This is a genomic window from Mesorhizobium sp. HAY1-8B (assembly GCF_056868045.1).
The window spans coordinates 5,872,427-5,895,584 of sequence record NZ_CP200321.1; the positions used below are offsets into that span (position 1 = coordinate 5,872,427).

Genomic DNA, 23,158 nt, shown 5'->3' on the forward strand with positions numbered 1-23,158 from the left:
GGCGGCGGAGGCCTTTCCGCCCTCGCCGCCCCTCCCTCGCCATCTCCAGTCCCGCAGAGTTTCAAAGAGAAACATGGCCCGCATGTCCACCGCCCGCACCACCATCGATTTCGACCGTTCCGGCAAGCAGATCGGCTTCGTCGACATTCCGCATTCGCCGCATGACGACGCCTGGGGCGCGACCCGCATTCCGCTCGCGGTGATCCAGAACGGCAACGGGCCGACCGTCATCCTGCAGGCCGGCAACCATGGCGACGAGTATGAGGGGCCGATCACGCTCGGCGAACTCATCCGCGATCTCGACCCGGGCATGGTCAGCGGCCGCATCATCTTCCTGCCGGCGATCAACCTGCCGGCCGTGCTGGCCGGCCGCCGCACCTCGCCTGTCGACGGGCTGAACCTCAACCGCACGTTCCCCGGCGATCCAACCGGCACCATCACCCAGCAGATCTCGGCCTATGTCAGCGACGTCGTCATGCCGCTTGGGCATGCCTATGTCGATCTCCACTCCGGCGGTTCCTCGCTCAACATCCTGCCCAGCGCCATCATCGAGCCGGCGCCCGACGCCGCTCACCGCAGGCGCAACATGGAGGCGGCGCTCGCCTTCGACGCTCCGCTCACCGTCGTCATCGACAATCTCGGCGAGCCGCGCACCTCCACGGCCACATCGGTGCGGGCCGGGCTGACCACCGTCGGCACCGAGATGGCCGGCGCCGGTACGGTCTCGCTCGACGCGCTCGGCATCTGCCGCAAGGGCGTGCGCAATGTGCTGAGCCACCTCGGCGTGCTGCCGCCGACAGGCGGGCCGCCCGCCGCGAGGCCCGAAAACATCCTGCGCATCCCCGGCCATGACGGCTATGTGCTGGCCACCACCAATGGCGTGTTCGAACCGTTCCACGCGCTGGGCGCCGAGGTGCATGCCGGCGAGGACGCCGGCCGCATCCACAATCTGGCCGATCCCGGCCGCGCGCCCGAGACCGTGCGCTACCTCTCGGACGGCATCGTCTATGGCCGCCGCCAGCCCGGCCGTGTCGTTGTCGGCAATTGCTGCGTCACCGTCGCCACGCGCTATGACGGAGAGCTGGCGTGATCGCGCTGGAAGACATCCGCACTGCCGCCGCGCGCATCGAAGGCAATGTCAGGCGCACGCCGATGATCGCCGCCGGCAACCTCAAGACGCCGCTGGCCGGCGGCGTCGACCTGATGCTGAAGCTGGAACTGCTGCAGGTCACCGGATCGTTCAAGGCGCGCGGCGCCACCAACAGGCTGCTCTCGCTCGACCCCGCCGTGCTGAAGCATGGCATCGTCACCGCCTCGGGTGGCAACCATGGCATAGCTACCGCCCGCGCGGGCTTCATGGCCGGTGTGCCGGCAACCATCTTCCTGCCGACCAACGCCTCGCCGGCCAAGATCGAGAAGCTGCGCGCCTGGGGCGCGGCCACCCACATCGTCGGCTCGGCCTGGCACGAATCCAACGAGGCGGCGCAGGCCTTCGTCCGCGAAACCGGCGCCGTCTATTTCCACCCCTTCGCCGACCCGGCGGTGGTCGCCGGGCAAGGCACGGTCGGCCTAGAAATCCTCGACCAGATGCCGGATGTCACCACGGTGCTTGTCGCCATGGGCGGCGGCGGCCTTGTCAGCGGCGTCGCGACCGCGATCAAGGCGTTGGCGCCGCATGTGCGCATTGTCGGCATCGAGGCGACAGGCTCGCCGGTGCTGCTGCGCGCACTCGAAGCCGGGCGCAATGTCGCGCTGGACAAGGTGACGACCTCGGTGGCGACCATGGCCTGCGCCAAGACCGACGACCGCATCTTCGACATTGTCCGTGACAAGGTCGACGAGATCGTGCTGGTCGACGACGACGAGATGCTGCGCGCCGCCAAAAGCCTGTGGTTCGAGATGGGCCTCGCCGCCGACCTCAGCGGCGCCGCCGCCATCGCGGCACTGGCCGAGGGCCGAGCGCGGTTGAAGCAGGGCGAGGGCGTCTGCGCCATCGTCTGCGGCGCCGGCCCGGATGCTATTTTGGGATGATCGCGGGTGGCGATGCGAGAATGGACACGCCTCGTTCCTTCGCGCCCCCTCTGTCCCGCCAACGCCTGAAAGAGTTCCGCAACTCAATCACAGCCGTCTTACGCTGCAGCCTTTTGCGCTGGCGATAAGGCGAAGTTCAGCAAATTGTACCTCATGTGGCAATCCTAGCCATGGCGAGCACCACTACAACTGCCAGTTTCGCCAACCACTACGACGACAGCGGCAGCGGCGCCTCCAGCCCCTCCAGCAATGCGTCGCGAAACAGCGTGATCGGCCGGCCGAGGCGTCCGGCCGGTGGGCGATGCAGCATCCACGCCCGCACCCGCGGTTTGAAATCCGTGCAGTCGATGATCTCGACCTTGTCGCGCCACGGGCTTTCGGCGAAGGCCGCCGGCGTGACGAGGCCGATGCCGTGGCCGCGCGCGACCAGCGACATGCGCAGATCCGCGCTCATCGCCTCGACCCCGACCTGGAAAGGCAGACGTGCCGCCTCCAGCGTGTGGCGGATAAAGGCGCGGAAGCCGCAGCCATTCTCGTTCATCACCCAGGGAAAGCGTGAAAGCGTGGCGAGATCAACGGGCTTCGGCACGCCGAGACCAGGTGCCGCGACCAGCAGCACCGACTGCAGGCCGAGATCGTCGCAGGCCAGATCGTCCGGCGGCTTGACGCCGTCGGGAAGACAGACCGCGACCGCGTCGAGTTCGCTGCGCACCGCCTGCTCCACCAGCCGTGGCGACCAGCCGGACTTGATGCGCAAGGTGAGGTTCGGAAACGCCGCGCGCAGCCGGTCGAGCGGCAGCGCGAGGGCCGCATCCGACAGGTAGGGCATGATCCCCAGCCGGAACTCGCCGTTCAATTCGCCCTGCGGCGACACGCCGGCCTTGAGATCTTCCAGCGAACGCAGCACGCGCCTTCCATGCTCATAGGCCTGGCGCCCAGAGGCGGTCGGCTTCAGCGGCTTTGACTGGCGGTCGAGCAGTGCCGTCGCCAGCCCATCCTCGAGGTTCTGGATGCGGCGCGTGACACCCGGCTGGGTGAGGTTGAGCCTGGCCGAGGCGCCGACGATCGAGCCGGTTTCCACCACCGCGATGAAGGCTTCGAGATCATGGATATTCATGCGTATCTCGCATAATCATTATCGAATTGATTGAATTGTAGCATGATAATCCTTCGGCATAAAGTCCTCACCCAGTATGCAACCTTATTGAGGACCTTATGCTCGACACCAATGACGGCCAAGTGTGCGAGCGGCTGCCCGCCGGCACCATCACCGGTCCGCAGACGCTGCTTTTTGCCGCCTCTACCGGCATCATCGTCACCAATTTGTTCGCGCCGCAGACGCTGGTCGGGCTGATCGGCCCGTCGCTCGGCGCCGGTGCCGCGAGCGTCGGTCTCGTCGCCATGGCCACCCTGCTCGGCTATGCCGCCGGCCTGTTCTTCCTGGTGCCGCTGGCCGATCTCGCCGAGAACCGCGCCCTGATCCTGCGCATGCTCCTGGCGGCCGCCCTGGCGGCTGGCGTCGCCGCCTTCGCGCCCACCATCGCCTCGCTGCTGATCGTCCTGTTCGTCCTCGGCGCCGCCTGCTCGGCGATCCAGATCCTGGTGCCGATCGCCGCCTCGATGGCGCCGCCCGGCGCGGCCGGCCGCGTCATCGGCGACGTGATGAGCGGGTTGATGATCGGCATCCTCTTGGCGCGGCCGCTGGCCAGCCTTGTCGCCGGCGCCTGGGGCTGGCGGGCCTTCTACGGCCTCAGCGCCACCGCACTGGTCCTGCTCGCCTGCGTACTCGCCTTCACCTTGCCGCGCCGGCGCCCTCAGGTGAAGTCCTCCTACGGCGCGCTGATCGCCTCACTGTTCGACCTGCTGCGCGACGAACCGATGCTGCGGCGCCGCGCACTGACGGCGGCCCTGGTGATGGCGGCGTTCAGCCTGTTCTGGACGGCGGTGGCCTTGCGCCTGGCAGAGCCGCCTTTCGCCCTTGGCCAGCGCGGCATTGCGCTCTTCGCACTGGTCGGCGCCGGAGGCGCCGTGGTCACGCCGCTGTTCGGCCGCGCCGGCGACCATGGCTGGACGCGATCCGCCACCATCGTCTGCCATCTCGTGCTGATCGGCGCGATGGCGCTCGCCGCCTGGGCCGGCTCCTCCCAGTCCGGAGCCGCATGGCAACCGTTGGCGTTGCTTGGCGCCAGCGCCGTACTGCTCGATATTGGCGTCACCGGCGACCAGACGCTCGGCCGCCGCGCCATCAACCTGTTGCAGCCCAAGGCGCGCAGCCGCCTCAACGGCCTGTTCGTCGGCATCTTCTTCCTTGGCGGCGCCGTCGGGTCCTTGCTGGCCGGCATAGGCTGGAGCTGGGGCGGATGGCCCTGTGTCTGTGCCATCGGCGCGATCTTCGGCCTTGCCGCCCTGCTGGTCGACTGGATCGGCGGGCCGGAGTGACGGCCAGCCGGCTCAGGGAAACACGTTCACCTTGCTGACCTTCACCTCGGCCGATCCATGGTTGTGACGGTAGAAGAAGTCGTAGACGCCGGGCAGGCCGAACACCGCATCGTTGACATGGACATAGAGCTCACCCGATGCCTTGGGCTTGATCTCGGCGGTCAGCTTCATGTTCGCGCATTGGCCGGGGATCACCGGCTCGACGGCATTGAGGACATACTCGTCGTTGCCGAAGCGGCTAACGCGGGCGATGGGCTTGAAATAAGGCTCCGCCCACCAGCGTTTCATCAGTGTTCCCAGATAATGCGCGACGCTGCCGCTGGCGAGGCCACGTGTATCGGCACACGCCTTGTCCTTGTCCCCGTCTCCGTCGATCCATGGGTCCCCGGTAATGATGGAAATCTCCACCTCGTAGCGAACCCCTTCCTGTAGCCAGTTGCCGGTGTCGCCGCACATGTCGGCGGTGTGGAGGAGATAGGGTGTTCCCGTCAGCCTTTCGCCTTCCGGCGGGTCGCCAAGCCCGGGTTTGGCGCAGAACGCGCCCATCGAATCGGCGACCTCGAATGTGGCCTTGTTGACGGCAAACAGGATGAGGCCGATCGACAGGATAAGAAATACCGCCGGCAGCACAAGTTCCCTCAGCTTGTCGTAGACCCATTGGGCGAGCGGGTTCGTCCGCACGGCGCGGGCGAAGCGGAGCGAGACAGGGGTCGGCGCGACCCCGCGGCGCGGCCCCCTGCGGGTCAGCAGGAGATAGGCTGCGAACGAGCCGAGCGCCCCTGCGGCGAAGACCCAGCCGGTGTAGTAATTTCCGCCAAGCCACACGGCCAAGGCACCGATGCCGAAGCTGACCGCTCCCAACAGCGACGTGCGGCGATGCGCGTCATTCCTGCTTGATTGCAGCATTGTCGCGCTGCGCCCGGCATTGACATTCCAGGCGGCCCGCGCACGGTCGTTGATGCGCGTGCGCAACACGCCGTTGACCCACAGGAGAATGCCAAGCAGCGCGGCCAGGATCGCGGCCGCCGGCGGATGATTGACCACCGCATCGATCCATGGCGCGGCAAAACCAGGCAGCAAGCCGCTGACCAGACCAAAGATCGGCCCGATGAGGCCGGAGGCGGACTTTCCGAGCTCACCGCCGACATCGAGCGTGACATAGCCGGCAAACAGCGGAAACGCCAGGAACAGGACCCCGATCGACAGCAGCGCATAGTACAGCCCACGGCGCCACCACACGGTGTCGCGCATCAGCTGCGCGCGTTCCAGGCGGCCCTGCGAATAACCGCGGCCGGCGGCCTTTTCGCCAGACGCCGGCGCCTCACCGGTGTCGTTCTCCTGGAGCTTGCCCAGCGCTTCGCGGAAGTTGTTTTCCATGTCGGCCAGATCGCGCTTGCGTCCGGCCGGGAGCGGCAATTTGTCGATCAGGGCGGCCTCGCTCATCGGCGCCAGGCGATTGTCCGGCAGGCCGGTGAAAGGTATCCGTGCGCCGAGCGGCGACAGCACGTCGATATGTTCGGGCAGCGCGATCGGCGCGTAGTCGTCGCATCCCTTGGCCATTCGGATTATGACGCTCGCATCGACCAGCGGCTTTACGCCATGATTGATGCGCCGGCCGTCACGCTCCATCAGATCCTGGGCGTCGCGCGGATGGTAGCGGTAAAAGACGCTGATGCCGGATCGCGAATCGTAGATGCGCCCGGCCTCGGACGCGTAGTCCCAATAGTCGGCGACCAGATCCTTCTTGAATTGCAGGCCCTGCTCCGCGGCTTCGCCGATCATCCAGCACAGGGGGATGTGGGCAAGCCTGTCGTCCGGGTAGCCGCCGCCGACATTGGCATGGCAGCCGGCGAACCAGACCTGCAGCAGGCGTGGATCGGCCATTGCCGCGGCGCGTTCATTCCAGGGAATCGGAAAGAATGTGCGCCGTTCGTCGTCGATGCTGAAGGCCTGCCGGGCACAATCGACGGCACCGAGAAGGTCCCTGTTGGCGAATGTCATTGGCCAGACCCATTTGTCCACCGCCTTGGTCAGCTCGTCGACCGGCAGGCCATAGGCGGAGACGGTGTCCCACACACCAATGAAGGCGACGCGGATCCTGGCGGCGGAACGGTCATCGTCATCCCCGGGTTTGACCGCGCTGTAGGGGCGGCTCCCCGTGATCTCATTCCAAAGGTCGACCGCCCTGTCGCGCACGAAGCGGGCGAACACGACCCAGGGCAGCGAGGAACCGAAGGCCTGGGGGCGGTATGCCCGATAGGCGGCGAGCGCGTTGCGGTCGAGTTCCTCTTCCGACTTGAAGTTGACCAGCCCTTCGCGGGCAATCATCCCGACCAGCACGCGAATGGTGAAGGCGCCGCGGCTGAAGCCGAAGGCGAAGATCCTGTCGCCCGGCTCATAGTTGAGACAGAGGAACTTGTAGAGCGCCAGCACGCGGCGCTTGACACCGAAGCCAAGCGCCAGGCCGATGATCTCGAACGGCTTGAACTGCGAGGTACCAACGCCGTCGCTGAACACGGCGATCTGGTCGCCCCCGGTGAGGTCCAGCGCCTGGTAGAGGCGCCAGACATTGGTCTTGAACGCCTTGGCGGCGCTGTTGCCGGTGCCGTCGGCGAAGACGACGATGTTCCTGCCCATCTCCTGCCCCTCCAAGACCTACACTGCTTTGCCACTCCTGTTCGATTGCCGGCGCTGCCGGCATCAGGCTGTCAATCCGCCGGTACCCAGCCGGCGCAATACGGATGCAAACAGCTCGCCCTTTATCCTGTCCTGCGAAGGGCAATGGACATCCTGCGCCTGAGCGCCGGATCTGGGAATGAGACAGCCAGGGCCAGAAGCCCTGGCGATCCGCCTGGTTTTCACCCGAACCCCCAGTTCGTTGGCGTCACTATCCAACAACCAGGGCCGGCGTGCAAGTTGGGCAGTAAAATCGCCGCTTTGACTTCCTTGAGCGGAAAATCGACTGGAATAGAACCTGATGGAATCTTTCCGGGCGGCCTTTCGGCACGAATTGCAGGGTTTCCCCCAAGCAAACGGCGCCCCTCGCCACCGCAGGCGAATATCTTTCCGTCTTCAGAACCGCGTCGAGAAGCTTGCCTTGAAGGCGTTCTCCATGGCCCCGGAGGCGAACTGGCCGTCATAGGTGAAGCCGAGCCGGCTCGCTTGGCCGATGGCGACGTCGATGCCGGCCTGCAGCGCCAGCGCGTCCCTCGCGATCGGCACCCCGGTCACCGTGAAGGCGTCCCCGCCGGCGAAGGACAACCGCGCCGCCGGCAGGTCAGCGAAAGCATGCCGCCAGCCGAGCGAGGCACGCGCTTCGAGCGCCGAGCCGTCGACCGTGAACGTCCGCGACAGGCGCGCGCCAAGCGTGGTGAAGGTGGCGTCGTTGGCGATGCCCTCGGAGGCTAGGGCCGCCGCGCCGCCCTCTTCGCCAAAGCCGTTGGTCGACAAATGGACATAGGCCAGGCCCGCGAAAGGCTCGACCTTCATCGCGCCGACATCGAAGGCGCGCGATGCCTCGCCGAACACCTGCACGGTGCTGGCGCCGTAGCTGGCCTTCAGCTGGTCGCTGAAGCCGGAGAAGGCCGGATCGCGCGTGGTGTCGATGTCGTGATGGCTGTAGCCGGCGCCGAACTTCAACTGCACGCTGTCGACCATGCCGCCGCCATAGGCGGCCAGATGCACGCTGGTGATTCCGGACGAGGAGGCGCGGTCGCCGACGTCGAGCGAGGTGACGCTGATGCCGCCGAGGAAGCCGAGCGTCCAGCCGTCGGCCACCGTCGCATCGACACCGGCAAAGAAGGCACCGGTGCTGGCGTCGACATCGGCGGCATTGCCGTCGCTGTCGAGCGAGCGCGCGAGGCCGGCGCCCTGCATCCAGAAACCCCGCACGCCGGGATTGGCGATTGCAGCCCCCGTCCGCGCAAGGGCTGCGTCGCGCAGCAGCCGGCTCTCGTCGAGCAGCACGCCGGACACCGCCGCATGCACCTCGCCCGACAGCTGGTCGAAGGCAAAGCGCGCGCCGTCGGCCGAAAGCGGGGCGACAGCATTGTAGACTGGATTGCCGGCGCCGAGCGCCTCGATGCCGCCGGCCGCCGCGCTCTGGTTCGGCGTTTCGGCCACGGACGAAAAGTCGACCGCGTTGCGGGTCAGCGTCAGCAGGACATTGTTGCCGTCGCCGCCGGTGTAGATCACGTCGGGCGTCAGGAAGGCGTAGACATGGCTGATCGCGGCGAACTGTCCGGTCACCGCGCCGGCGCCCCGGTTGTCGATGATGGTGTAGGTCTGGCTCGGCTGCCAGCCGGTGCCGGTCAGCTCATGCAACGCAAGCGTGCCGCCGGTCAGGTCGACAGTGCCCGTCACCACGACCTTGTCGGCACTGGCCGTGTCGACCTCGATGTCGAGCGTGCCGGCGAGCCTGTAATTTCCGTTGATGGTCTGCGTGCCGATCGAGGCGCCGGGCGCATGATGGCCGCCGGCCTGGATGGTCACCGTGCCGCCGGCCACTCCTCCGATCGAACCATTGCCGCCAAGCGTGGCTCCGCTCGCCACCACAAGATCGGCCGAGCCCAGCGAGCCGTCGACCTGCAGAATGCCGGCATTGACCGTCGTCGTGCCGAGATAGGTATTGGCGCCGGACAGGATGAGCTTGCCGGTGCCGTCCTTGGTGAAGCTGCCCTTGGCCAGGGCGCCGCCATCGGAAATCACCCCCGAAATCATCTCGTCGAGATTGAGCGCGCCAACTCTAAGCGTATGCGCACCGAGCAGGATGTCGCCGTCACCGGACACCGAACCCAGCGAAACGCAGTTGCACAGGCCCGCCGCGTCGAAGGTCGAGAGATCGACCTTGCCGCCGGCCTGGTTGACGATCCTGGCCGCATTGGACGCATTGTCGCCGCGGAACGCCGTGGTGCCGCCGCCCTGGTTGGCGATGACGGCCGAACCGCCGCTGCTGCCGGCCAGGAACACCGTCTTGCCGTCACCCTGGTTGGTGAGCGTGGACGTGCCGGCGCTCGACTGGTTGTCGAACACGACGGAACCGTTCTGCGTCGAGATCGACAGGCCGCCGGCGCTGACCGGGCCGGCAAAGCGCAGAACAGGCTTCAATGTTGCCGCCGGCGCGCCGGTCACCGAAACCCCGCCGGTGCCGAGCGCGCCATTGGCCGCCGCAATGAGTTCGCCCTCCTTGATGGTCGAGCCACCCTGATAGGCATTGGCCACGCCCAGCGTGAGTGAGCCGTCGCCGAGCTTGACGATGCTGCCCGTGCCGGAGATGCCGACATTGACGATGGCGTTGTTGACGCTGGCCCCCGGATCGGCGGCGACGATGATTTCGGTGGCCGCCGAATTGGTGACCAGCGAGCCGCCCGCACCGGCTGCAAGCGTGTAGGTCCAGTCTGTCGGATGCGAGACGAAGCGCAGGCCGGTGAAGGTCTGCGCACCGACCACCGTCACCGTGCCCGGCGTCCCGGCGAACACCGCCTTCTGGCTTGCCCAGGCGGCGTTGATGTCGCCGGCCGCATTCGTCCAGTTGGTGCTGGAGGAATCCCAGACGCCGTTGCCGCCACGCCCGTTGGCGACAACGCCGGGCGTCATGTTGGCGCCGTCCCAATATTGTTCGCCGGCGCCGCTCGCCACCAGAAGGTTGACCGCGCCGCCGCCGCTCTGGATCGACCAGTCGCCGGGGTTGAAGCCCGGCGGCACGCTGCCGATCACCAGGCCATTGTTGGTGAAGGTGCCGCCATAATTGGCGATGCGGTAGGTGCCGTTGCCGAAGCCGCCGGCGTCGCTCACCGACAGCTTGCCATCCAGCGTCAGCGCGCCGGTGACGTCGAACAGGGGCATGGAGTTCGCCGCCCCCAGCGAGACGCTGAGGCTGGAGGTGTCGTTCAGCGTCAGCGAGGCCATGGTGAGCGTCTGGCCGGCAACGCCCAGCAGCGTGCCGCCATTGGCGACCGTCGTGGCGCCCAGCGATCCGGTACCGCCGAGCCGGCCGCCGGAATTGACCTGAAAAGTGCTCGACGCCATCGAGCCGTTGACCTTGAGCGTTCCCGCATTGACGTTGGTCGTGCCCGTGAATGTGCCGGAAAAGGTGGTGTTGGGGACCATCGTCAACGTGCCGGTGCCTTCCTTCGTGAAGGTACCGCTGCCGGTGATGAGGCCGATGAAGGAGGTGTCGGCCGCGCCGCCGGCGGTCAGGCTGCCGGCACCAACGAAAATCCGCCCATAGCCGGAAAGGTCGCCAACCGTCTGGCTGAAATTGCTGAGGTCGAAGATGCCGCCATTGACGGTAAGCGCGCCGGCTGATGCCAGCCGGTTGTCGCCGCCAAGGATCAGGCTGCCGAACGACACCAGCGTGCCGCCGGTATAGGTGTGCGCGCCGTTCAAAGTCAGCGTGCCGTTGCCGGTTTTCTCGAAACTGCCCTCGCCCGAGATCACGCCGGAATAGGACGGCGTGCCGTTGAAGAACACCGACAGCTTGGCATGGTTGACATAGTCGCCGGTGAGCGCGCCGTCGTTGTCGAAGTTGCCGATACGCAGCTCGCCTGAATTGATGATGGTGCCGCCGCTATAGCTGTTGGCGCCTATCAGCGTGATCAGCCCCGTGCCGTTCTTGATCAGCGAACCCGAGCCGGAGATGACGCCGGCATAGCGGGGGAAGATATCGGCCGAACGGTCGATGATCAGCGTGCCGTCATTGTTGACGACACCATCGCGGATGCTGCCGGTCGTGCCGCCATTGCCGAGCTGCAGGACAGCGCCAGGGCTGATGTTGGTGACCGCTGAATAAGCGTTCTCGCTGGTGAAGATAGTGGTTCCGGCAAGGATGTTGACGGCGGCGGGGCCGGCCAACGGACCGAAGCCGGCAATGTTCGGCGCGAAGACATAGTTGCTGGAGGTGTGGTTGAAATTGATCGCCATCGATCCGGTGGCGGAGCCCGAGAACATCACCTGCGCCGCTTCGAGCGTGCCGGGCGCTGCCGCCGGGCTGCCGGCGGCGGCGCCGATGTTGAGCGTGCCCGAGGAGCCAGCCAGGGCGCCGATGCCGACCGTACCGGTGCCGCCATTGACCCTGACGACACCGCCGTCGGCGATGGTCAGCACGCCCTTGCCGGCGCCCCCGATGGTAAGTCCCTGCAGATCGCTGGGACCTGAGCCAAGCGTGTCATTGATTGTCCACAGCGACCCCGCGCCGGTCACCGTCACCATGTCCGACGTTGTTGCCGTGGCGTCGCTGGCACTGGCGATGCTGGTGTAGCCGGTGTTGAGCTTGCCGCCGCCCGAAACGGCCACGCTAGCGGTCGAGTTGGTGGCGTTGCCGAGATAGAGGCGGTAGGGCGTGGTGAAGCTCGAGCCCCCGCCGTCGACGGTGATCGCCGCCTTGGAGTTGATGGTGTTGGCGATCCTGGCGTCGCCGTTGAGGAAGCCACTGGCGGTGGAATCGATCAGCACCGTGCCGCCGGCCAGCACATTGAGTTCCGATGTCTGGCTGATGGAGCCCATCGCCAGCGGCACATTGCTGTAGGCGCCCGTGATCTTCCATTGTGATCCGGCGCCGGTCACCGTCACCTTGCCGTTGACGATGTTGGCCGCCGTGCTGGCCCCGACCGTGTAGGTGGTTGTGAGCTTGCCGCCGCCCGAGACGGTCAGGTCGCCCTTGCCCTGGAATCCGACAAACAGATTGCCGGTCGACCATGATGCGCCGCCCGAGACCGTGGCGGTGCCGACCCCGCTGGTGCCGACATTGCCGCCGACATAGGTGCGGATGGTCGTCGCCGTGGCATTGTCGAGCAATTGGAAATCGCCCTTGCCGGTCGCGCCGATGACGAACTGGGCGGCTATCGATCCGGTCATTGTGAAATCGGAGCCGCTGCCGGTGACGATCAGCTGGCCATCGGCAAGCGTGGAACTTTCGCCGACCATGACATTGCCGCTGGACGACAGCTTGCCCCCGGCCTCGACCCTCATGCGCCCCACCGCGCCGGCGTCGGCCGAGATCGACAGGAAACTGTTCGTCCACTGCGATCCGGTACCGGTGATGGTGGCCGTGCCGGAAGATGACGGATTGTTGGCGACGACACCGCCCGCGCTGGTGATCTTGCCGCCGGCCGAAACGGTTAGCGTACCGGCGCCGAAATCGCCGACGATGAGATAGTTGCTCGCCACCGACAGCGTGCCGGCGCCGGTGACGACAAGCGCGCCGTTCGAACCGGCCGAGCTGCCGATATTGATTGTCTGCGCCGCCGCCCCGGCAGAGCTGATGGTTGCCGTGTTGACGCCGGCACTGTTGATGGTGAGCTGGTCGCTGGCGATCGGCAGCGAAGACGGCGTCCAGTTGCCTGATGTGAACCAGTTGCCCGAGCTTGATCCGTTCCAGGTCAGCGACGCCCCCAGCGCCAGGGACGAACTGGACAGCAGGAGCGCCGCCAGCCCCAGCGCAAGCGAGGCACGCCGGCCTGCCATCGGTCGCCGGCCTGCCATCAGTTGATTGTCCATTCCGCCCCTGCCCCATCGCCTGCGGACCGGCCTCCGGCCCGCGCACATCCCCTCGGGCACACCGGCCGGTGGCCCTCCAAAACGCTAGAGGCATGCGCCGATCGTCGATACCGGCAGTTAGGGACAGATGCGGGCAATTCAGGACATCGGGGGGCGTCCGCCGGCTCGCGATTACCGCCAGGGCGCTGTCGCCGGGACCGAGTCGCTTCCTTGTCGCGCCGATTGGCGATCGGCGCGCTGCCTGCGGAAACCGGGAACGATATTGCCGGCAAACTGTTCTAGTCCTTGCCGGAGGATGCCATGAACGACGCGTCGGCAAAGCCTGCTGGCCCCGCCCTTTCATCGACGGAGCGCGTGAACACGCTGTCGCATTTCCACCGTGCCGAGATCGCGCGCATGGCCGGATGGCGCGATCGTCTGGACAGGACGACGAACTGGGCGATCACCGTCGTGGCGGCCATGCTGTCGGTGTCGCTGTCGACGGCCAGCGCCCATCATGGCGTGCTGTTGTTTGCCATGCTCCTGATCCTGCTGCTGTTGTGGATCGAGGCGCGCCGTTACCGGTTCTTCGACTTCTACCGGGCACGCGTGCGCCAGTTCGAACGCCACTATTTCGCGCAGATATTCTCTCCGCAGCCCGACTTCGCATCGGATTGGCTGCTCATTGTCGGTGAAGGCCTGCGTGCGCCGAAGTTCCTGCTGTCGCAGCGTGCCGCCTTGGCGCGCCGCCTGCGACGGAATTACATCTACCTGTTCCTCATCCTGCTGCTGGCCTGGGTGCTGAAAATATCGACACCCAGCCTTCAAACCGTCGGCGTCAGGACCGGCTTTGTCGGCTCGCTGCGCGAGACGGTCGACAACGCCGCCCTTGGTGCCATTCCAGGCGTCGCCATCGTCGCGATCGTGGCCGCGTTCTATGTGGGATTGCTCGCCATCGTCTTTTTCGCGGCGGGCGACGATGGCGAACTCTCCTTCGGCGATGTCCATGTCTGAGTTCGATGGCTGAGGCCACGCGGCTGCAACGCAAACACCGGTCGCGCGTTGTGATGGTCAGCCCGACGCAGCGCATCTTGGGGGACCCATGAACCGTCAACCGGCTACAAGGTCACACGGCATCGTGGCCGCCCTTCTGCCGGCCATTGTCGTCCTGGCGCCGGCAAGCCAGGCGTTGGCCGCGCAACCGGCCGGACATGCCTCGGGCATGGGCGGCTCGGCCGAAGGCGTGTTCGTCGCCGAGATCGTTCTTCTCCTGCTGGTCGGCCGGGGCCTGGGCGAAATCTTCCAGCGCTATGGCCAGCCGGCGATCATGGGGCAGTTGATCGGCGGCATCCTGCTCGGGCCATCGCTGTTCGGCTGGATATGGCCCGACGCCCAGCACCTGATCTTCTCCAACGACCCGGCGCAAAAGAGCATGATCGATGCCGTCTCCCAGCTCGGCATCCTTCTCCTTCTATTGCTGACCGGCATGGAGACGGACCTGCGCCTGGTGCGCCGGGTGGGCGCCGCCTGCTTCTCGATCTCGATCACGGGCGTCGTCGTACCCTTCGCCCTCGGTTTCGCGCTGGCGCAGTTCCTGCCGGACTCGCTCTTGCCGGACCCGACGCAGCGCGTCGTTGCCGGGCTGTTCATCGGCACGGCGCTGTCCATCTCCTCGGTCAAGATCGTCGCCATGGTGGTGCGCGAGATGAACTTCATGCGCCGCAATCTCGGCCAGGTCATCATCTCCTCGGCCATTATCGAGGACACGATCGGCTGGCTGATCGTCGCCGTCACCTTCGGCATCGCCACCAATGGCAGCCTGCAGGTACTGCCGCTCGTCACCACGGTGGCCGAGGTGGCGCTGTTCATGGTGTTTTCCTTCACCATCGGCCGCCGTCTGGTGTTCACGCTGATCCGCTGGAGCAATGACTCCTTCCGTGGCGAATACGCCGTCATCACGGTCATCCTGATTATCATGGGCGTGATGGCGCTGATCACCAACCTGATCGGCGTCCATACCGTGCTCGGCGCCTTCGTCGCCGGCATATTGGTCGGGGAATCGCCGATCCTGTCCGATCACATCGAGAGCCAGCTGCGCGGCGTCATCACAGCTCTGTTCATGCCCGTGTTCTTCGGCATGGCCGGCCTCTCGGCCGACCTCACCGTGCTTACCGACCCGACGCTGGCGTTGCTGACGCTTGCGCTGGTGGCGATCGCCAGCGTCGGCAAGTTCGGCGGCGCCTTCCTCGGCGGCCGGCTGGCCGGCATGTCGCTGAAGGAAGCCATCGCCGTCGGCAGCGCCATGAACGCGCGCGGCTCGACCGAGGTGATCGTCGCAAGCATCGGCCTGTCGATGAACATCCTGTCCCACAATCTGTTCACAATGATCGTAACCATGGCCGTCATCACCACGCTCGCCATGCCGCCCATGTTGCGCTGGGCGCTCGGTCGCCTGCCCGTCAACCATGCCGAGAAGCAGCGCGTCGAGCGCGAACTGCTCGACGAGCGCGGCTTCGTCTCCAGGCTGGAGCGCCTGCTGCTGCTGGTCGACGACAGCCCGGCCGGCAAGTTCACGGCTTACCTCGCAGGCCTGGTCGGCGGCGGCAGCGGCATGCCGACCACACTGCTTCATCTCCAGGATGGCAAGCTCGCCCGGCAGGTCAGCGACAAAGGCCCGGAGCGCGCGTCCAGGGAAGTCAAGAAAGGTGCCGCCAGGAGTGCAAGGGCCGTCAGCAAGGCCGAGGACACGCCTGTCGACAAGGTCCATCTGACAGCCCGCACCGAGCCTGAAGCCAGCGCCGAGACAATCGCGGCGGAAGCTCGCAAGGGCTATGGGCTTCTGCTGGTTGGGCTGGAGAACACTCTGAGCGACAAAGGTATCTTCAGCGGCGCGCTGAAGGACATCAGCAGTGGCTTCGACGGCCCGCTCTGCCTCGTGCTGAACGGCGCCAAAGCCAATGGAAAGATGCCCGTACTGCGCGCCGGAACGACGATACTGGTCCCCGTCAATGGCACCGAGGTCGCACGCCGCGCCGCCGATTTCGCGCTGGCGCTGGCGCGGCCGCACCGGGCCCGCGTCAAGGTACTCTATGTCTCGCAAGCCAGGCAGGGCAACCGGCCCGGCTCGGTTTCGCACCGCCGGGAGGAAGCCGTGCTCAAGGATGTCGCCGATCTCGCGGACCGCTACGGCGTTGCCGTCGACACCGCGATCCGCACCCGGGCCACGGCCGACAGATCGATCGCCAGGGAAGTGGCCAAAGGGGCCGCCATGGTGGTGATGGGTGTCACCCAACGGCCGGGCGAGGAGCTGTTCTTCGGCGACACAGCGACAGCGGTACTAGCCGCGGTCGCCTGCCCGGTCGTGCTTCTGGCCAGCGAACGCGTCAAGCGGGCTGACGCCAACACCGAGGAGACGGCAGCCGAAATCAGCGCCTGATACACCCTCGGCCGAGGTGCCGGAATCTATATGCCGAAGAACTGCCGCCCGATCATGTAGCCCAGCGCCGCCACGACCAGCGGGAACAGCGCCGGCGCGGCCTTGCTGAAGAAGGACGCTTTTGTGTCCTTGGGCGGCACATAGCGTGCATTGCCGAGATTCTTGGTCATTTGCGTACCCCGCGCCAAACCAATCAGTTTCGCGCATGTCCTTATCGCGAAACCGCCACGCGGTTCCGGTGAACATGCATTAGAATACACTTATTAACAGCATGGCCGAATTAACCGCCTGCAAAGAAATTAGATCAAATAGCCGGCTTTCCCGCCTCGATCCGACAAACCCTGTCGAAGGAAAATCGGCAGCACCGGGAACCGAAGGGCCTGTCCCGGGGTTGTGGCGATCGGGGAGGAAATGCCTGTTCACATCTCGCCAGCTGCTATCCGTCATGGCCCATGGTCGCGCCCGCGCCGCGATGTCGTGCGGGCCGGCATAAAGCGAACGATCCACAGAATCTGACACGTTAGCCGCCAATCGACCCTCGAACAACGCCGACCGATCCGGGACTCCATGCCGCAAACCAGCACAGCGACCGTAGGCAATCCTCATCTCGCTTTCCTGTCGGGCGGCGGAGAGCTTGGCCGCCTGATCGCCGCGTTCGACTGGGCCTCGACGTCGATCGGACCGATCGGGGGCTGGCCGCAGAGCCTGAAGACAGCGGTGTCGCTGATCCTGCGCTCCAAGGTGCCGATCGTCATGCTTTGGGGCGAGGACGGCGTCATGATCTACAATGACGGCTATTCGGAATTCGCCGGCGGCCGCCATCCGCAACTGCTCGGCTCGAAAGTGCGCGAAGGCTGGCCCGAGGTGGCCGACTTCAACGACAACATCATGAAAGTGTGCCTGGGCAACGGCGGCACGCTTGCCTATCGCGAACAGGTGCTGACGCTGAACCGCACCGGCAAGCCCGAGCAGGTCTGGCTCGATCTCGACTATTCACCAGTGCTCGACGAAAGCGGAGAGCCGGCCGGCGTCATCGCCATCGTCATCGAGACGACCGCCAAGGTCGCCGCCGAGCGCTGGCGCGCCGGCGAGCGCGACCGCCAGCGCCAGATGTTCGAACAGGCACCGGGTTTCATGGCCATGCTGTCTGGTCCGCAGCATGTCGTCGAACTGACCAATGCCGCCTATATGCAACTCGTCGGCCACCGCGACATCATCGGCCTGCCGATCCGCCAGGCCTTGCCGGAGATAGAGGGCCAGGGCTTCTTCGAACTGCTCGACCGGGTCTTCACCAGCGGTGAGGCATTCATTGGCTACGCCTTGAAGGCGGAGTTGCAGCGCACGCCGGGCGCGGCGATCGAAGACCGCTTCATCGATCTTGTCTACCAGCCGGTGCGCAACCCCGCGGGCGAGGTGTTCGGCATCTTCGTGCAAGGTGTCGACGTCACCGACCGGCTGATTGCCGAACAGGCGCTGCGCCAGAGCGAGACGCAGTTCCGCACCTTCGCCGAGGCGATGCCCAACCATGTCTGGACAGCCACGCCGGAGGGACTGCTCGACTGGTTCAACCCGCGTGTCTACGACTATTCCGGCGCCAAGCCGGGCGAACTTGACGGTGATGGCTGGGCCGATATCGTGCACCCCGACGACATCGTCGCGGCCTCGGAGAAGTGGCGGCAGACGGCGGCCGCCGGCACATTCTACGAGACCGAGTTCCGACTGCGTCGCCATGACGGCATCTATCGCTGGTTCATCGCGCGCGCCGTTCCGATCCGCGATACCGACGGCGCCATCGTGCGCTGGATCGGCACCAACACCGATATCGACGAGCAGAAGCAGGCGGCGCAGGCCCTGCTGCAGAGCGAGCGTCGCTTGCAGCTGTCGCAGAATGCCGCCGGCATCGCGGCCCTCGAACTCGACATTGCCAGCGGAACCGTGGTCGGCTCCGAGGGTTTTTGGGGTCTCTGGGGGCTATCGCCGCGCGACAGCGTGCACATCTCCGTGCTGGAAAACATCGTCATTCCCGACGACAAGGATATCCGCTCCAACCAGGAAACGCGTGAGAAGGGCACCGCCGTGCCGGCGGTGGAATACCGCATCCGGCGGCCCGACACCGGCGAGTTGCGCTGGCTGTCGCGTCACATCGATTTCGTCCACGACGAGACCGGCAAGCCGGTCAAGATGTTCGGCGTCATGCAGGATGTCACCGACCGGCGCGGGGCGCAGGCGCGTCAGGAACTGCTGACCCACGAGCTTGAACATCGCATCAAGAACATCCTGGCGATGGTCGCGGCCATCGCCTCGCAGACACTGCGCAACACCGACATCGCCACCGCAAGCGCCACCTTCAACGAACGGCTGCGCGCGCTGGCCAACGCCCATGACATCCTGAACAAGACCCGCTGGACCAGTGCCTCGATCCGCGAGGTGGTCGACAACACCGTCGCCACCTTCCCGCTCGAACAGATTTCGATTTCCGGCCCGGCGCTGCCGATCAATCCCAAGATGGCGTTGACGCTGGCGCTCGCCGTCAACGAACTCGCCACCAACGCGCTGAAATACGGCGCATTGTCGACACCGGGCGGCAAGGTGTCGATCGAATGGTCGCTGCAGCCATCGCAAGATAGGCCCAGCGACATCAGGCTGATCTGGCGCTGGCGCGAGAGTGGCGGTCCGCCGGTGACGCCGCCCAGCCGGCGCGGCTTCGGCCGCTTCCTGATCGAGCGGGTCTTCGGCACCGACTTCGGCGGAACCGTGCGGATCGATTACCACCCCGACGGCGTTGAGTGCGTGTTGAACGCACCGGCACCCCAGTTGCCGACAGCACCGTACTGACTACATAGGGCATGCCATGACCACTCAGAGCCCCGTCACCGTCCTCGTTGTCGAAGACGAAGCCTTTTTGCTGTTCGCCATCGCCGACGATCTGCGCGAGGCGGGATACGATGTGCTCGAAGCCAGCAATGCGGACCAGGCGATCAGCCTGCTGGAGACCCATCAGGACATCGGCATCCTGTTCACCGACATCGACATGCCCGGTTCCATGGACGGGCTGCGCCTGTCCGCCGCCGTGCGCGACCGCTGGCCCCCGGTCAAGATCATCGTCACCTCCGGCAAGCAACAACCGGCGCGGAACGCCATGCCGAGCGGCGGCGTCTTTCTACCCAAGCCCTATGAGGCCGCGGCGGTTGCAGCCACCATCCAGGGCCTGCTCGACTAGACTCTACGGACTCACTTGTCGCTGTTCTCGAAGGCGCCGATGCCTTGCGCGATGAGGTTGGTGGCCATCACCAGCGAGATGATGGCGGCTGAATTGAACACCACCACCCACCATTTGCCGCCGGTGAGGAAGCCGTAGCCGTCGGCGATCGCCAGCCCCCAGTCGGCCGATGGCGGCTGGATGCCGAGGCCGAGGAAGCTCAGCGTCGCGATCGAGAAGAAGGCGTAGCCGAGCCGGGTGATCAGCTCGATCAGGATGGTTTCCCGCACATTGGGCAGGATTTCCAGGAACATGATGGCCAGCCGTCCTTCGCCGGCGAGCCGCGCCGCGCTGACATAGTCGCGCTCGCGCTGTTCGCGCACGGCGGTGCGCACCGTGCGCGCCACCAGCGGCGCATAGGCAAGGCCGATCACCAGGATGACGGTGAGGTTGGACGGGCCGATCGCCACCAGCGCCATCGTCACCAGCACGATGAACGGCAGCGACATGACGGCGTCGAGCAGCCGCGCGCCGACCGCATCGACCAGGCCGCCGAAGGTGCCGAGCACCAGCCCGATGATGCTGCCCGCGGTGACGCCCGCCAGTGTCGCCAGCGGCGCGACCAGCAGGATATCCCACGAGCCGACGATGATGCGTGAAAGCACGTCGCGCCCAAGCTGGTCGGTGCCGAACCAGTGCACCGCGTCGGGCGGCGTCATCATCGACAGGAAATCCTCGGCATAGGGGTCGAACGGCACGAATTGCGAACCGAACACCGCGCAGACGACCCAGAACAGAAGCACCGCCAAACCCATCAGGGTCGATGGCGCCGCGTCAGGCAGAAGGCCACGCAGCCGGCCGATCCAGGAAAGCCTGATGTCGCCATGCACGGGAGACTGCACGAGATCGGTCATGGCGCGTTGCGCCGGCGCTGGCGCGGATCGAGTAGCGCCTGCAGGAGATCGCCGATGGCCGCCGTCGACACGAAAATCGTCGCCATCACCAACACGCCGGCCTCGAGCATCGGGAAGTCGCGCGCCTTGGCGGCGCTCAGCACCAGATTGCCGAGCCCCTGTATGCCGAACAGCGCCTCGATCACCACCAGCCCGCCGAGCAGGAAGCCGCTCTGCGTGGCGATGACGGCCACCGTCGGCACCAGCGCGTTGCGCAGCACATGCTTGAACAAGACTTGCGACGGGCTGAGCCCCTTGAGGATCGCGGTGCGCGTATAGTCCGCCGCGCGGGCCTCGATCACCCCTGCCCTGGTCATGCGGGCGACATAGCCGATCAGGTTCAGCACCAGCGGCAGCGCCGGCAGGATGAGATGGTAGCTGGACGTCCAGAAGCCGGCTCCATCAGGCGCGGTGCCGGTGATCGGAAACCAGGCCAGCCACAGGCCGAAGACCATCAGCAACAGCAGGCCGGAGACGAAGTCTGGCACGATCGAGAGCGAAACGCCGGTCAGCACGATCAGGCGGTCGACAAGGCTCCCCGAGCGCAGGCCCGCGACGACGCCGGCGCCGATGCCGATCGGCACCAGGAACAAAAGCACGACGCCGGCCAGTGCGGCTGAGTTCTTGATGCTCGACAGAACGAACGGCGCCACCGGCGCCCGCATCGACAGCGAGTCGCCGAAATCCCCTGAAATAGCCCGGCTGAACCAGTGCCAGTATTGGGCAAGGATCGGCTGGTCGGTGCCGAGCTTGCGATTGAGTTCGGCGACCGCCTGCGCATCGGCGAACGGGCCGAGCATGACGCGGCCGACATCGCCGGGCAGCACCTGCCCGGCGAGGAAGACCAGCGCGCTGACCAGCCACAGCGTCAACAGCAGCGAGCCCGCGCGTGCCGCCAGCGGCCGCACGATCGCCATCGAGGCGATGCCGTTCAAACGAACGACACCTTGTCGAGCAGCAGGTGCGAGATGGCGGTGAAGCGCACGCCTTCGACCTTCGAGGAGACAATGCGGCTGTATTGCGAGAAATAACCGATGATCAGCGGCGTCTCGTCGAGCAGCAGGGTCTGGATCTTTCCGGCGGCCACGCGCTGCGCCTGCAGGTCGCGCGCCTTGCCGTAGTCGGCCAGCAGCGCATCATAGTCCGGATTGTTGAAATGCGCCGCGTTCCAGGCGCCCGAACTCTTCAGCGTCGCGTTGAGGAAGATGTCGGGCGTGCCGCGATGGCCGAAATCGGTGATGCCGAGATTGGAATCCAGCCATGGCGAGCTGCCGAATGTCGCCGAGCCGTAATAGGCATCCTGCGGCAGCACGTTGAGCTTGATGTCGATGCCGGCCTTCTTGGCGAAATTCTGGATCAGCACCGCATAGTCGGGAATGTCGTAGGCGCGCTCGGTGGTCAGCGTCACCTCGAAACCGTTGGGCACGCCAGCCTCGCCAAGCAGCCGCTTGGCCTCCTCGATGTCCTGCTTGCGCTGCGGCACGGACGGATCGGCCGAGGGGAAGATCGGCGCGAACGGGGTGTCGTTGCCGACGATGGCGCGGCCCTTCAGCAGGCCCTTGACCACGGCCTCGCGGTCGATGGTGAGCGCCAGCGCCCGGCGCACGCGCTTGTCGGTGAACGGCGCCTGGTCGGTCCGCAGATGCACTTCGTCATGCGAGCTTGCCTGCACGCTGAGCAGCTTGAAGTTGGGATTGCCCTCGATCGCCAGTTCCAGCCGCGTGGTGGAGGGGATGACGTCGAGCTGGCCCGCCTGCAGCGCCAGCACCTGTGCCTGCTCGTCGTCGAAGAACTTGATCTCGACCCGGTCGGGCAGCGCCTTGTCGCCCCAATAGTCGGGGTTGCGCACGAAGCTGGCACCTTGCTTGGGGCGGAAGGAGTCCAGCTTGAACGGGCCGGTGGCGTTGAAATTCTTCTCGAAATCGCCGGCATAGTCGGCCGGCAGGATGACGGCATTGTAGACGTCGGAGGAGACATAGAACGGGAAGTTGCTGTTCGACTGGTCGAGGTCGAAGGCAACGGTTTCGTCGTCGACGATCTTGGCGCCGCCCTTGGAGAGGATGCCCTTGTAGGCCGACAAGGCGGACGAGCCGCTGGCCGGATCGACAAGCCGCTCGAAGCTCGCAACCACGTCCTTTGCGGTGACCGCGCGGCCATCATGGAATTTCACGCCGGGCCTGAGCTTGAAGGTCCAGCGCTTGGCCGTCTCGTCGGCTTCCCACGACAAAGCAAGCTTCGGCTGCAGCCCATCCTTGGGATCGTCGAGGATCAGATATTCACCGACCTGGCTGATCACCCCGATGCTGGCCGGATCGGTCACCGTGACGGGATCGATCGCCTTGGTCGGCTGGCCGAGACCGACGCGGACCGTGCCGCCACCGGCTCCTGCCGCGCGTGCCGCGCGTGGCGTGAAGAGGCCCTGCGAGGCGGCAAAGCCGGTGAGACCGAGAAGTGCTGCGTATTTCAGGAGATCGCGGCGCTTGAGGAAGCCCTGCGCGTATTCGTCGACCGCGACATTCCAGATGTCGCCGATGTGGTCACGTCCAGCCTGGTTGCGCAGCAAATCGATATCGGACCGTTTCGTCATTTTTTCTCTTTCTTGAATGGGATGATGGGCATGAATGG

Annotated in this window: 14 protein-coding genes; 7 read left to right on the forward strand and 7 right to left on the reverse strand. The window is 65.9% G+C overall.

Annotation, left to right across the window (positions count from 1 at the left end):
- Nucleotides 1–73 precede the first annotated feature (73 nt).
- Together AC1VON_RS28290 and AC1VON_RS28295 are read left to right on the forward strand one after the other, a co-directional pair.
- The gene (locus tag AC1VON_RS28290; RefSeq protein ID WP_483125626.1) at nucleotides 74–1,090 is read left to right on the forward strand and encodes a succinylglutamate desuccinylase/aspartoacylase family protein; all 1,017 of its coding nucleotides are present in this window, start codon (nucleotides 74–76) and stop codon (nucleotides 1,088–1,090) included.
- A complete protein-coding gene (locus AC1VON_RS28295) occupies nucleotides 1,087–2,031 on the forward strand; it encodes a threonine ammonia-lyase (protein ID WP_483125627.1) in 945 nt (314 codons plus the stop codon). The genes AC1VON_RS28290 and AC1VON_RS28295 overlap by 4 nt, the downstream gene beginning before the upstream one ends.
- Nucleotides 2,032–2,239: 208 nt before the next feature.
- Here AC1VON_RS28295 and AC1VON_RS28300 read toward each other — a convergent pair whose 3' ends face one another.
- Complete coding sequence (locus AC1VON_RS28300) at nucleotides 2,240–3,148, reverse strand: LysR family transcriptional regulator (RefSeq protein WP_483125628.1); 909 nt, start codon at nucleotides 3,146–3,148, stop codon at nucleotides 2,240–2,242.
- A 98-nt stretch (nucleotides 3,149–3,246) separates the two neighbouring features.
- Here AC1VON_RS28300 and AC1VON_RS28305 point away from each other — a divergent pair, with 98 nt between their 5' ends.
- Complete coding sequence (locus tag AC1VON_RS28305; protein ID WP_483125629.1) at nucleotides 3,247–4,470, forward strand: MFS transporter; 1,224 nt, start codon at nucleotides 3,247–3,249, stop codon at nucleotides 4,468–4,470.
- A 12-nt stretch (nucleotides 4,471–4,482) separates the two neighbouring features.
- Here the strand turns inward: AC1VON_RS28305 and AC1VON_RS28310 are convergent, their stop codons facing one another.
- Entirely contained in the window at nucleotides 4,483–7,107 is a 2,625-nt protein-coding gene (locus AC1VON_RS28310; protein ID WP_483125630.1) for a DUF2235 domain-containing protein, read from the reverse strand.
- Nucleotides 7,108–7,542: 435 nt separating this feature from the next.
- Complete coding sequence (locus tag AC1VON_RS28315) at nucleotides 7,543–12,951, reverse strand: autotransporter domain-containing protein (RefSeq protein WP_483125631.1); 5,409 nt, start codon at nucleotides 12,949–12,951, stop codon at nucleotides 7,543–7,545.
- 315 nt (nucleotides 12,952–13,266) lie between these two features.
- Here AC1VON_RS28315 and AC1VON_RS28320 point away from each other — a divergent pair, with 315 nt between their 5' ends.
- Both AC1VON_RS28320 and AC1VON_RS28325 read left to right on the forward strand, forming a co-directional pair.
- Nucleotides 13,267–13,959: a DUF2270 domain-containing protein gene (locus tag AC1VON_RS28320; RefSeq protein ID WP_483125632.1), complete on the forward strand. Its 693-nt coding sequence runs from the start codon at nucleotides 13,267–13,269 to the stop codon at nucleotides 13,957–13,959.
- A gap of 88 nt (nucleotides 13,960–14,047) precedes the next feature.
- Nucleotides 14,048–16,381, forward strand: coding sequence for a cation:proton antiporter domain-containing protein (locus AC1VON_RS28325; protein ID WP_483125633.1), 2,334 nt, complete (start codon nucleotides 14,048–14,050; stop codon nucleotides 16,379–16,381).
- 26 nt (nucleotides 16,382–16,407) lie between these two features.
- Here the strand turns inward: AC1VON_RS28325 and AC1VON_RS28330 are convergent, their stop codons facing one another.
- The gene (locus AC1VON_RS28330; RefSeq protein ID WP_140774202.1) at nucleotides 16,408–16,551 is read right to left on the reverse strand and encodes a hypothetical protein; all 144 of its coding nucleotides are present in this window, start codon (nucleotides 16,549–16,551) and stop codon (nucleotides 16,408–16,410) included.
- Between the two features lie 397 nt (nucleotides 16,552–16,948).
- Here AC1VON_RS28330 and AC1VON_RS28335 point away from each other — a divergent pair, with 397 nt between their 5' ends.
- On the forward strand, nucleotides 16,949–19,216 hold the full coding sequence (locus AC1VON_RS28335; RefSeq protein ID WP_483125634.1) for a PAS domain S-box protein: 2,268 nt from the start codon (nucleotides 16,949–16,951) through the stop codon (nucleotides 19,214–19,216).
- 16 nt (nucleotides 19,217–19,232) lie between these two features.
- Nucleotides 19,233–19,601 carry a response regulator gene (locus AC1VON_RS28340; protein ID WP_483125635.1) on the forward strand — a complete coding sequence of 123 codons (369 nt, stop codon included), beginning with the start codon at nucleotides 19,233–19,235 and terminating at the stop codon, nucleotides 19,599–19,601.
- Nucleotides 19,602–19,612: 11 nt separating this feature from the next.
- Here AC1VON_RS28340 and AC1VON_RS28345 read toward each other — a convergent pair whose 3' ends face one another.
- Genes AC1VON_RS28345 through AC1VON_RS28355 form a run of 3 tightly spaced genes read right to left on the reverse strand, consistent with a single transcriptional unit; the run spans nucleotide 19,613 to nucleotide 23,120 of the window.
- Nucleotides 19,613–20,494 (reverse strand): ABC transporter permease, encoded by an 882-nt coding sequence (locus tag AC1VON_RS28345; protein ID WP_483125636.1) that lies wholly within the window; start codon nucleotides 20,492–20,494, stop codon nucleotides 19,613–19,615.
- Nucleotides 20,491–21,444: an ABC transporter permease gene (locus AC1VON_RS28350; RefSeq protein WP_483126390.1), complete on the reverse strand. Its 954-nt coding sequence runs from the start codon at nucleotides 21,442–21,444 to the stop codon at nucleotides 20,491–20,493. Before AC1VON_RS28350 ends, AC1VON_RS28345 begins: the two co-directional genes overlap by 4 nt.
- A gap of 20 nt (nucleotides 21,445–21,464) precedes the next feature.
- On the reverse strand, nucleotides 21,465–23,120 hold the full coding sequence (locus AC1VON_RS28355; protein WP_483125637.1) for an ABC transporter substrate-binding protein: 1,656 nt from the start codon (nucleotides 23,118–23,120) through the stop codon (nucleotides 21,465–21,467).
- Between the last annotated feature and the right edge of the window lie 38 nt (nucleotides 23,121–23,158).

What these genes read in the sequence shown, in the direction of transcription:
- AC1VON_RS28290 (WP_483125626.1), top strand. Translation starts at nt 74, where the DNA reads ATGGCCCGCATGTCCACCGCCCGCACCACCATCGATTTCGACCGTTCC.
- AC1VON_RS28300 (WP_483125628.1), bottom strand. Translation starts at nt 3,148, where the DNA reads ATGAATATCCATGATCTCGAAGCCTTCATCGCGGTGGTGGAAACCGGC.
- AC1VON_RS28305 (WP_483125629.1), top strand. Translation starts at nt 3,247, where the DNA reads ATGCTCGACACCAATGACGGCCAAGTGTGCGAGCGGCTGCCCGCCGGC.
- AC1VON_RS28310 (WP_483125630.1), bottom strand. Translation starts at nt 7,107, where the DNA reads ATGGGCAGGAACATCGTCGTCTTCGCCGACGGCACCGGCAACAGCGCC.
- AC1VON_RS28315 (WP_483125631.1), bottom strand. Translation starts at nt 12,951, where the DNA reads ATGGCAGGCCGGCGACCGATGGCAGGCCGGCGTGCCTCGCTTGCGCTG.
- AC1VON_RS28320 (WP_483125632.1), top strand. Translation starts at nt 13,267, where the DNA reads ATGAACGACGCGTCGGCAAAGCCTGCTGGCCCCGCCCTTTCATCGACG.
- AC1VON_RS28325 (WP_483125633.1), top strand. Translation starts at nt 14,048, where the DNA reads ATGAACCGTCAACCGGCTACAAGGTCACACGGCATCGTGGCCGCCCTT.
- AC1VON_RS28330 (WP_140774202.1), bottom strand. Translation starts at nt 16,551, where the DNA reads ATGACCAAGAATCTCGGCAATGCACGCTATGTGCCGCCCAAGGACACA.
- AC1VON_RS28335 (WP_483125634.1), top strand. Translation starts at nt 16,949, where the DNA reads ATGCCGCAAACCAGCACAGCGACCGTAGGCAATCCTCATCTCGCTTTC.
- AC1VON_RS28340 (WP_483125635.1), top strand. Translation starts at nt 19,233, where the DNA reads ATGACCACTCAGAGCCCCGTCACCGTCCTCGTTGTCGAAGACGAAGCC.
- AC1VON_RS28345 (WP_483125636.1), bottom strand. Translation starts at nt 20,494, where the DNA reads ATGACCGATCTCGTGCAGTCTCCCGTGCATGGCGACATCAGGCTTTCC.
- AC1VON_RS28355 (WP_483125637.1), bottom strand. Translation starts at nt 23,120, where the DNA reads ATGACGAAACGGTCCGATATCGATTTGCTGCGCAACCAGGCTGGACGT.